The sequence below is a fragment of the Idiomarina aquatica genome, from assembly GCF_004362895.1.
Lineage (GTDB): Bacteria > Pseudomonadota > Gammaproteobacteria > Enterobacterales > Alteromonadaceae > Idiomarina.
In genome coordinates this window covers 20,521-29,595 of the sequence record NZ_SNXI01000025.1, presented here as the reverse complement: position 1 = coordinate 29,595, position 9,075 = coordinate 20,521, and the positions used below count along the sequence as shown (strand labels likewise).

The window sequence follows — 9,075 nt, the reverse complement described above, 5'->3', positions numbered from 1 at the left end:
ACACGCCTTGGTATGCCTGTGAGCGAAATGGTGCGCTAACCCCGAGTTGGGGAAAGGGGGAGTTTACCCTCAATAATGATTTGATCAACAAGGCCGACTCGATGAGTTACTCCATTGCAATGGTAGGTGCGGGACACGATGAGCCTCATGCTGCAGTTCGCGTATTTTGGGGGGGCGCTATGGCAATCATGGCTGCCGTTCTACTCTATATGGGGGCGGGCCAGATTAGTGTCTTACAGCAGTTTATCGTAATAACCGCCTTGCCCGTATCGTTGGTTATTTTGCCGACACTCTGGACCGGGCCACAGACCGCAAAAGCAATGTACCGGCAACAGTTTGGTGATAGTGATTAAATGTTCGCCAGGTCGCACTAAATTTGCAGAAAAACTATTGACGAATGCGGCGTAATGGGTAGAATACACGCCGCACTGACGATGCGGGAATAGCTCAGCTGGTAGAGCACAACCTTGCCAAGGTTGGGGTCGCGAGTTCGAATCTCGTTTCCCGCTCCAAGTCAGTAGCAAAAGTTTTAAACGCGGGAATAGCTCAGCTGGTAGAGCACAACCTTGCCAAGGTTGGGGTCGCGAGTTCGAATCTCGTTTCCCGCTCCAAACTTCTCTTAACAGTTAGTACGCATCACTTCCAAGCATTCCTTTTAGATGTGCGACCACACTCCGACCGAGCGCGCTTAAATCGTATCCGCCCTCAAGGGTCGACACAATGCGTCCGTTGCAGTGCTTATCAGCAAGCCGTTTTATCTGCTCAGTTACCCAAAAATAGTCTTCCTCTTTTAGCAAAAACTGAGACATTTCATCTTCAATATGACCATCAAAGCCTGCGGAAATTAAAATAAGCTGAGGTTTGAACGCATCGATTTTCGGGAACCATTTTTCGTATACGGCTTCACGCCATTCATAGTTTTTACAGCCGGGCGGTAAGCCAATACTTAAAATATGTTCGTTGTTATGGTTCTCATCAACAAAAGGATACAGTTGTTGTTGAAAAGACGAACAGAACAAGACGCGCGGCTCGGTTTCGAAAATGTCTTCAGTGCCGTTGCCGTGATGAACATCAAAATCAACAATGGCAACGCGTTCAAGGTCATACTTATCCATAGCGTATTGAGCGGCGATGGCAATATTATTAAAAATGCAAAACCCCATGGCCTGGTTGCGGGTTGCGTGATGTCCCGGCGGCCGAACAGCGCAAAACGCCTGTTGATTAGTATGCTGCATAACGTGGTCTACGGCATTAATATTGGCGCCGACTGCCATCAATGCGGATGCCAGTGTTTCGGGCGTCATTGGCGTATCAGGGTCAAGCCAAATGTGGCCCTCGGTAGGGGCTTTTTCAAATAGCCCGTCGACGTAATCTTTGTCATGCACACGATAAATAGGCGCTAAGTCCGATGCAGTTGCCTGTTCTCTAACCAGCACAAAATCTAATCCTGAGCGAATAATTTGATCGTTAATCGCGTCGATCCGAGCCGGACTCTCCGGATGATGAGGGTCCGGGTTATGCAGGGCACAATCTTTGTGTGTAAACAGCATTATTGACATGACGCTTCCTTTTCATCAACCAGTGATAGCTTAAGTAGCACTTCGCCTGGCTCGTCTGCTGGCTGACGTTTGAAGCCGCCTTTTTCGAAGACATTTAACATAGGCGTGTTGTTAGCCATAACAACTGCCTGCATGCTGGTTAAGCCGCGTGTTTTGGCAATTCGTGCCATCTCTTGGAGCAACATACTGGCCATCCCCTGCCCCTGGTAATGTTCACGGGTAACAAACGCAACTTCACAACTATTTTGCGATTCGATGAAGTAATAGCGGCCAACGGCCATAATTTTTGCTGCAGAGCCTTTTTGTCTAACAATGCATAAGGCCAGATCTTTGGATTGATCAATACTGACCAGGGTACAAGACTTTTCGCGGCTCATTTGTGTTGGAACCGCATTATATCTTAGCTGTAGAGTTTCTTTAGTATGTGAATAGAAAAACTCTTGCAACCGCCTTTCGTCAGAGGGGTAGAGTGGTCGCAAGTCAAACTCTTCGCCTTTAAAATTGATTTTTTTGAAGCCCATAACGCCAAGCTCGGGCACATCAACTGGTGTTTGTTGCTGATAGTGCGGAACCCAGTAATGCTGACGAACCTGTTGTAGCAGTTGTTGCCGAAACTTAGGGTGTGCAACTCGAATCAATTCTAAAGCACGTTCGCGTATACTTTTTCCACGTAGTGATGCAACGCCGAACTCGGTTACCACGTAATGGACATGGCCTCTGGACGTTACGACACCGGCCCCTTCTTTGATGTGGGCCACGATTCGCGAAACTTTACCGTCAGATGTTGTTGAGGGTAGCGCGATAACCGGCTTGCCACCTTTGCTTAGCGAGGCGCCGCGGCTAAAGTCGACCTGACCACCGATGCCACTGTAAAACTGATGACCGATTGAGTCGGAAACAACCTGCCCGGTCAAATCAACCTCGATAGCACTGTTAATCGCTATAAGGTTATCATTACGGGCGACATTGGTTGGTGAGTTAACGTACTCACTGGGATAAAAGCCGACATGTGGGTTCTGATGCACAAAATCGTAGAGCTTTTGTGTACCCATGCAAAAACTGGTTACGATTTTGTTGGGATGAAACGTTTTTTTACGGTTATTAATGACGCCTTTAAGCATTAGCTCCATAATGTCGTCAGTAATTAGCTCACTGTGAACCCCGAGATCCTTATGGTTACTTAAATATCGCAGTGCAGCAGCGCATACCCGTCCAACCCCAATTTGGAGTGTACAACCGTCTCGCACCAGCAATGCTATGTACTGGCCGATACGTTCTATTATTTTACTGTCTTCACTTGCCGGAGGCATTAATTCCGGTAGTGCTTCGTCGTGTTCCCAAAAATAATCAATTTGACGCTTGTGTAAAAATGACTGCCCGTAGGTTACCGGCATCTGCGGGTTAACCTGGGCAATGACAGTATTGGCCGACTTAGCCGCTGCAGACACCACGTCAACCGAAACGCCCATTGAGTGGTAGCCGTATTGATCGGCGGGACTCACCATAATTAAAGCCGCATCAAGTGGTAAAATGCCATTTTCAAAGAGGTTGGGAATGTCAGATATAAAACAGGGCGTGTAATCAGCGCGCCCCTCGTTAACCGCTATTCTGACTGTTTCGCCGCCAATAAAAAACGTATTAACTTTAAACAACTGTTGATGTTCTGGTTTAGCCCATTCGTTGTCAGATAACGTCATTAACTGGACAACCTCAATATCATGCAGGTGTTTGGCGTGCGCCATCAAATCTTTGATTAAGGCGGTGGGCACGCCTGCATGCGAGCCAATAAAAATACGTTGGCCAGACTTTAATATTTTAGACCAATCGAGCTTTGCTTCTGCCATAGTTGCCTCGATGTTTCGCTTAGGCTATTCATTTATCTATACGCCATTTAGAGTACTTGGTAGCCATGTTAAAAATCGGTTACAATTTGTTATAACTTGTAAACGACATTGTGTTTGCGTAGCTAAACGAGAAGAGCCCATGACAACAACAATGAACAGCCGGCTGCGCCAGCCAAGCTTTATAAAATACGCGATTGGGCTCGTTTGTCTTGTTATACTCTGTTTGTCAGCAAGCGGCTATGCCCAAAAAGTCGTAGACATCCCGCCAACCGATGCTGATATAGAAGCCCAGCTAGATAGTTACCTGGGTGACGACAGCATGAGTTCTGCTGAGACGACCACATTTTTAAAAAATGTCGTTGAGCAACTAACCCCCGCCACGCCGTTAATGTCAGTTGTTCGAGCCAAGGCTTATTACGCCTCGCAATTGTTTTATAACGAGGAGTCAAAAAGAGCTTATAGCTTGCTTGATGTGTTAAAACAACAGGTAAATGCGTCCGGCCTGGTCGATGCGCAGGCAGAAGTATTGGCTACCCGTATGGACCTGCTTAACATTGAAGGCAAGCGAGGAGACGCATTTTTACTGGTACCGGAATTAGAACGTTTGCTTAAGCAGACGCTGACTCCACGCGTGCGTTTTTACGGTTATAACTTATTGTCTTCCATTTATGTTGACTGGCGCCGTTACGAAGACGCGTTGAAACATCTACTTGCTGCGCAGACGGCGCTTAATCAGATGGACTCGGCATTGAACCAAGGGCGACGACTTTATTTATTAACCAGTATGGCGGGAATACAAAACTCCTTAGAGCAGTGGAGTGCGGCTATAGAAACCGTTAATAGCGCCGTATCGGAAGCTCAGCAAGCGGGTCATGACGTGCTCGCTTATGACCTTTGGTTTGCTAAATACTATGCGCAAGCGTCATTGGGTGATTACGAAAATGCACTGGACTCTCTTCGCAATGCATACCTGTTGGCGAAAAAGCTTGAGCTTGATTTCCAGAAAGTGATTATTCTTAATAATTTTGGTGATGCCTTCATGAAGTTAGGGCAGTTCGAGGAGGCTGAAAAGCATTTACTTGAGGCGCGGGAAAAAGCAAAAGCACTAGAGTTTAATGAGATGTTGAGCACTATTGACTTTAATTTAGGCTTTATCGCGGTTAAGCAAGGCGATAGCCTCGGTATAAAGCAAATGGAGCAAGCCACCGACGAGTTCCGTGAGGATGAAAACCTTTCCTCTTTCGAGTTAGAGCAACTCCTTGGGGAGTTAGCGAATGCATACGAAACGCTGGGCAACTATCGCATGCAAGCGCAAGTGCTGCAGGAACGATTAACGCTGCGTCAGCAGATTAGCGAACAGTCGCAACAGCAACAAATGGCTGAATTACAGGCGGTCTATAAATCTCGCGACAATGCACAGCAAATTGCATTACTTGAGCAGCAAAACGCGTTAAAGGAACAGATCATCGCCAATACCCGGCAACAGCAGGTGGTATGGACCTTGTTTGGAATTGCCGCGGCAATTAGCTTAATCCTCCTGCTATTGTTATATCGCAAGTCACGGCAGGCTAACCAGCGCTTAAATACAGCGAACGTAAAACTCTCCGACCAGTCATTGCGTGATCCGTTAACCGGGCTACTCAACCGACGGGCGCTGCAGGATGCGATGCTGAAGCGAGACGTAAATGACCAATATCATGAAGGGCTGTTATTACTCGATATCGACCACTTTAAACGAATCAATGATAAATATGGCCATGCAACGGGGGATGCGGTTCTAACTGAAATTAGCCGGCGCTTGCAAAATGTCTGCCGTGATTCCGACATGTTGGTTCGTTGGGGGGGAGAAGAATTCCTCTTTTATGTTCGTCAGGTTGAGCTGAGTAGCCTTAAGCGCTTAGCCTCGAGAATTCTCGAGGCTATCGCAAAGGACCCAATAAAAATGGGCGAAGAGTTAATTCACGTAACAACTACCATTGGCTTCTCTCAATTGCCTTTTGCGGGAGTCAGTGAAGACCAGGTTGACTGGGAGCGGGCACTGCAGATTGCTGACATGGCGCTTTATACCGGTAAAACACAGGGCCGCAACCGTGCTTGTGGCGTTACTGCCCTTCATGTCGACTACCAACAAGCTCGCAAGGCACTTGAACATGATTTAAGCGAAGCAGTGGAACAGAACTGGGTTGAGTTGACGACAATTAAGGGGCCGAACGCGTGAAATTATCACAATTTGGTCCCGGGGCCTTAGTTGCGGCCGCCTTTATTGGCCCCGGTACCGTTATTACGGCGTCGCTAGCCGGTGCCAATTATGGTTACGCTTTACTATGGGCGCTGCTATTTTCTGTCGTTGCGTGCCTGATATTACAGGAAATGGCTCTGCGCATCGGTATCGTTACCCAACAAGGACTTGGCGAGAACATCCGTGCCAATCTAACCAATCCGCTAACCCGGGCTTTTTTTATTGCATTAGTTTTTGCTGCGGTGGTGATTGGTAATAGTGTTTATCAGGGTGGCAACCTATCAGGGGCCAGCATGGGATTGGCCGGATTGTTTGGCGAACTGACGTGGCCAGCAATTGGGCTAACCTCAGGGTGGCCAATCATTGTCGGTGGAACAGCCTTTGCTGTGCTTTGGACTGGGAATGCGCGATTTATAGAAAAAGCATTAATTGGCTTAGTTCTGCTGATGAGCCTCTCATTTATTGGAACCTTTTTTTTAACGCAACCCGATCTCAGCCGTTTTTTTAGTGGATTGCTGCTACCCTCGCTGCCAACCGGCGCGACCTTGACTGTCGTCGCACTTATCGGCACCACCGTCGTGCCCTATAACTTATTTTTGCATGCATCAAGCGTGGCAAAAAAATGGCGTTCTCCGGCACAATTGAAGCAAGCTCAGGCAGATAATTTAGTATCTATTCCATTAGGTGGATTAATTTCTATGGCAGTTCTGGCAACTGCGGCATCGGCATTTTTTGGCTCCCAACAGTCGATTACCAGCGCCGCAGATTTGGCAACATCGCTGGAGCCGTTATTTGGGGTGTGGGCTCAATATCTGATGGCTATCGGGTTGTTTGCTGCAGGTATTTCTTCGGCAAGCACCGCGCCGCTTGCTTCAGCTTATGCGCTCAGTGGCATCATGGGGTGGTCGAAAAACCTTAAAAGCCGTTCATTCCGGCTAACCTGGCTGGCAATACTAGTTATTGGTGTCTTTATTAGTAGCCTGGGGTTAGAGCCGATAAGTGTTATTTGGTTGGCGCAGGTTGCTAATGGGGTGTTGTTGCCGGTTATGGTGGGGTTCATTTGGTGGCTTTGCAACAAACCGTCGTTAGGTCACTATAAGAATCGTGCTTGGCAAAACGTTTTGGCCGGCCTGGTGATGTTAATATCGCTGGGGTTGAGCGCAAAAAGCCTAATTAATGCATTTGCCTAAATAAATCATCTCCTCCCTCAAAATTTCTATTGACAAAATTTATGAATCGCTCTATATCGTCTTTGTCGTTTACAAGCGACAGACTCTTTGTTCGGTTTTAGTCTGTAGGAAGGGCTTGCCATGACCAATTTTACTCGTGAATCTCTGCTGAAGAGACCATTTAATGACTTCCGTAATTACCCTTATGGTTTTTCCCGTTCAGGTGATTTCTCTATTCGAGAGAGTGATGCGCTAACTCAATATGGTGTGCTTATCAGTGCTTTATTGAGTGGTGAATATGCGCCACAGAATCAGGAGGATGATGCCCTGTTAGCGTCTGCCCGCGGCGAACAAGCACCGACGACGGTAGTGGAAAAAGCCTGGGCCAAATATCAAGCGCGTATCCATCGTCCTAAAGTTGCCAGCATGTACGGCAAAGGAAAATTTGCTGATGAAAGCTTTGGCTCCGGCAGTGCAGAAGACAGTGAAGACGACTTGATTGTTGAGGATTAGTCAATGTTTAGCGGTAGTCCACAAAACAGTGGCTACTGCTTTTTTGTTTGGCTTTTCGTTTGGCATCGCTCGCTAATGTCGCAATCTGATGGTGAGAGTTGTATTTACCCGCACTAATAACAACCAATCCGACGGCAAGTGATGCGAGCGGGAAGTGTTTTTGTTCGCCGTCCCGTCCGACCGAATAAATGTAGCCTTTCTGTTGATCTTTATGGTTATAGAACGGCGCTATATCTGCATCAAATTGGGCTACAATGCTATCGCAAATTTGCTCTGCATTACTTGGCTTATTAAAGATAACAACAAAATCATCACCTCCGATATGGCCAATGAAATGCGTATCGTCTGCCGTGTGAGCCCTTAATATTTTAGCCATTAAGCGAATAATTTCATCACCTTGTGCATAACCGTAATTATCATTAAAAGGTTTAAAGTGATTAATATCGAAGTAAGCAATTGCAAAATCATTGCCGCTCTGTAATTGCTGATCAAGTTTTTTGTGTATTGGAACATTACCGGGAAGTAACGTTAAGGGATTGGCGTAACGGGCGTTCTGGATACGTAGTTCAGTAATTTGTTTTAGCAGGTCGCGCACGGAAGCAACACCAAAATACTGTTGGTTCTCAGTCACAATAAACTCACGGAAAACGTCCACCTCATCATCATCGGTAATGATGTTAGATACGGTAGCGAGCGGTGTGTTGAGGTCAACGATCACTGGATTTGCGTCCATTATCCGGGAAACATCCTTGTTGGCATAAAGTGCTCGCCCATAAGATCCTGAAAACAGCTCCATTAGTGATTCTCTGCGGAGCATCCCCAAGGGTTTACCGTTAATAACAATAGGAATGGAGCATAATACTTTGTTCTTATTAAAAAGCTCTAGTGCAACATGGGCCTTATCATTAGGGGATAAGACTTGGGCCGAGCGTGCTAGTGACGCGATTGATGTGACAGTATGCTGATTTGAAAGATTTTTCGTTACTGGCAGTAGAGGTTTTAGCTCCAACCCCTTAGGAGGCGATGCAGAGGGTTTAGCGAACAAGTACCCCTGACACAGGAAGAGTTTCAATCGATGTAGCTCATGAAACTCATCGAGCGTCTCAATGCCCTCTGCGATAACCTTGGCGTTAACTTTTTGCGCAAGCGCAAGAATAGACGCGACAAAGTCGCGTTTGACAGAGTCATTATTTAATTCGCTAATAAAGTAACGGTCAATTTTTACGAAGTCAGGTTTTATCTCTGACCAGAGTTTAAGACCCGAATAACCAGCGCCCAAATCGTCGATAGCGACCATAAAGCCAAGACTACGATAATGGGTAACAGCGGTTTTTAATAACTCAGGCTCATTAATGGGGTAGCGTTCAGATAACTCGATAACGATTCTGTTCGGGTCAATGCCCAACTGTTTTGACAGGCGTAAGGTACTACCATGAGGGTGGTCCTCGTCCTGAAGGACATTCGGGTTAACGTTAAGAAATAACTTAGCGTTAGTGTCGAGTTTTAAGAATGCCCGAATTGCGGCGGCTCTACAGGCGAGCTCAAGTTCAGACAGCATGTCCAGTTGTTGTGCTACGGCAAACAGAGCATCCGGAAACTCAAGCGGATGCCCGGCGGGGCCACGAATGAGTGCTTCATATCCAATAATTAGTTGGCCGGCGGTATCTATGATTGGCTGAAAAACCGGATACAGTAACTCCGACTCAAGAAGTTCGGTCAGGTGTTGTAGAGAACTCATAAGCCTAAAAGCG

At 46.8% G+C, this 9,075-nt stretch carries 7 protein-coding genes and 2 tRNA genes; 6 read left to right on the top strand and 3 right to left on the bottom strand.

All coding sequences use genetic code 11. The annotated features are described in order from the left end of the window. The 3 genes from DEU29_RS12770 to DEU29_RS12760 form a co-directional block, all read left to right on the top strand. On the top strand, nucleotides 1-353 hold a 353-nt coding region (locus DEU29_RS12770; protein ID WP_208107647.1), incomplete at its 5' end, for a BCCT family transporter. An 83-nt stretch (nucleotides 354-436) separates the two neighbouring features. Continuing rightward, nucleotides 437-512 (top strand) — tRNA-Gly (locus tag DEU29_RS12765). Nucleotides 513-535: 23 nt separating this feature from the next. Next, nucleotides 536-611, top strand: a tRNA-Gly gene (locus DEU29_RS12760). 15 nt (nucleotides 612-626) lie between these two features. Here DEU29_RS12760 and DEU29_RS12755 read toward each other — a convergent pair. Together DEU29_RS12755 and DEU29_RS12750 are read right to left on the bottom strand one after the other, a co-directional pair. After that, entirely contained in the window at nucleotides 627-1,559 is a 933-nt protein-coding gene (locus tag DEU29_RS12755) for a histone deacetylase family protein (protein WP_133540729.1), read from the bottom strand. Then, the gene (locus tag DEU29_RS12750) at nucleotides 1,550-3,403 is read right to left on the bottom strand and encodes a GNAT family N-acetyltransferase (protein ID WP_133540728.1); all 1,854 of its coding nucleotides are present in this window, start codon (nucleotides 3,401-3,403) and stop codon (nucleotides 1,550-1,552) included. The genes DEU29_RS12755 and DEU29_RS12750 overlap by 10 nt, the downstream gene beginning before the upstream one ends. A 139-nt stretch (nucleotides 3,404-3,542) precedes the next feature. On the opposite strand from DEU29_RS12750, the gene DEU29_RS12745 reads away from it, so the two are divergent. The 3 genes from DEU29_RS12745 (at nucleotide 3,543) to maoP (ending at nucleotide 7,324) form a co-directional block, all read left to right on the top strand. Then, entirely contained in the window at nucleotides 3,543-5,621 is a 2,079-nt protein-coding gene (locus tag DEU29_RS12745) for a tetratricopeptide repeat-containing diguanylate cyclase (RefSeq protein ID WP_166635923.1), read from the top strand. After that, nucleotides 5,618-6,832: an Nramp family divalent metal transporter gene (locus tag DEU29_RS12740; RefSeq protein ID WP_133540726.1), complete on the top strand. Its 1,215-nt coding sequence runs from the start codon at nucleotides 5,618-5,620 to the stop codon at nucleotides 6,830-6,832. The genes DEU29_RS12745 and DEU29_RS12740 overlap by 4 nt, the downstream gene beginning before the upstream one ends. A 120-nt stretch (nucleotides 6,833-6,952) precedes the next feature. Continuing rightward, nucleotides 6,953-7,324, top strand: coding sequence for a DUF413 domain-containing protein (gene maoP / locus DEU29_RS12735; protein ID WP_133540725.1), 372 nt, complete (start codon nucleotides 6,953-6,955; stop codon nucleotides 7,322-7,324). Nucleotides 7,325-7,331: 7 nt separating this feature from the next. Here maoP and DEU29_RS12730 read toward each other — a convergent pair whose 3' ends face one another. After that, nucleotides 7,332-9,062, bottom strand: coding sequence for a GGDEF domain-containing protein (locus DEU29_RS12730; protein WP_133540724.1), 1,731 nt, complete (start codon nucleotides 9,060-9,062; stop codon nucleotides 7,332-7,334). Nucleotides 9,063-9,075 lie beyond the last annotated feature (13 nt).